The 1,598-nt window shown below is 56.3% G+C and carries 1 protein-coding gene; it reads left to right on the top strand.

Annotated features, from left to right (window positions below; genetic code table 11):
* Positions 1-1,598: efflux RND transporter permease subunit (locus tag PDO_RS14585; protein ID WP_007603107.1), on the top strand; the 1,598-nt coding region annotated here is incomplete at both ends.

Genomic DNA, 1,598 nt, shown 5'->3' with positions numbered 1-1,598 from the left:
GATCGGTCTGGTCGTGATTGCGATCTCGGCAACCATTATTGCCGTCTTTGCGCCGGTCGGTTTGATGAAGGGTGTTATCGGTCTCTACTTCAAGGAATTTGGTCTTACCGTCGCAATTTCTGTTTTCTTCTCACTTCTGGTTGCCCGCCTGATCACGCCGATCATGTCCGCCTATATCACGTCAAGCCTCCCACCTCTCGAAAAGCCGCAAGGTTTTGCCGGGCGCGCATACGAGAAGGCATTGAGGCTGACGCTGCGCCACAAATGGACGACCGTAGCGGCTGCGGTCACATTCTTTGCAGTCTCCATCATGGCTCTTCTGACACTTCCGACTGCATTTTTGCCGGAAGAAGATAAGGGTCGTCTTGCTCTGTCGGTTGAACTGCCGTCGGGATCGACGCTTGCCGAAACACGTGCCGTCACCGACGAGATCGCCACGAAAATACGCCAGTTGAAAGAGGTCGAGGGCGTGTTTGTTCGAGGTGGCACAAGCCCATCAGGCGAACTGGACGTTCGGCGGGCCGCAGTTTCGATCGATCTGCTTCACAAATCCGACCGCGAGCAGTCGTCGTTTCAGGTGGAAGCGGCCATCGAGGCAATGTTGGTACGAACCCCCGATGTACGTCTGCAGTTTCTCAATGCAAGTGGCGACAGGGACATAACGTTTGCTGTATTGAGCACCTATGGCGACATGGCCCAGAAGGCCGCCGACGCGATTGTCGCCGAGATGGCAACCGAGAAAGGATTCATCAATCCGTCAACGGACAATGCCGCGATGCGGCCCGAATTGAAGATGGAGGTCAAGGCCGACAAGGCAGCAGTCCTCGGTGTATCCACTGCAATGATCGCGGAAACACTGCGTATTTCAACGATCGGCGATGTCGACAGCAATTTGCCGACATTCATCGAAAGCGGCCGTCAAATTCCGATCCGTTTGCTACTGGCACGCCAGAGCCGCGACGATCTTTCGGCCCTTGAGTTGCTGGGGGTGCCGACAGCCGCCGGTCATAGCGTGCCGCTTTCCAGTCTGGTTGATTTCCGCTTCGACGAGACGGTCTCTTCGATCGATCGCTTCGATCGGGAGCGCTACATCAAAATCGGTGCTGACATGGCCGAAGGTGTCACGCTGGGGCAAGGGCTGGAGCGCCTCATGGAAATGAAAACCGTGAGTTCCATGCCTGAGGGTGTGCGAATCCAGGCGACCGGAGATTCCGATAATCAGGGCGACGTCTTCAGCAACTTCATTGTTGCCATGGGGGGCCGGCTCATGCTTGTGCTGATTGTGCTTATCCTGCTGTTCGGCAATGTGTTCACGCCCGTGACCATTCTGGCGGCACTTCCATTATCGGTCGGGGGAGTCGCGGCAGCACTGTTTCTGACTGGTACGGCAATCTCGCTCCCAGTTGTCATCGGGATCTTGATGTTAATGGGCATTGTGACCAAGAACTCGATCATGCTGGTCGATTTCGCCGTCGAGATTGAAGCCCATGGCCATTCGCGGTATGAGGCGATGGTCGAGGCCTGCAAGGAGCGTGTTCGCCCGATCATCATGACCACTCTTGCCATGGTCGGGGGCATGGTGCCGTCGATGCTGGCAA

The sequence above is a fragment of the Rhizobium sp. PDO1-076 genome, assembly GCF_000247475.1.
In the GTDB taxonomy this organism is placed as follows: Bacteria; Pseudomonadota; Alphaproteobacteria; order Rhizobiales; family Rhizobiaceae; genus Allorhizobium.
This window is presented reverse-complemented; position numbering and strand designations above follow the sequence as displayed.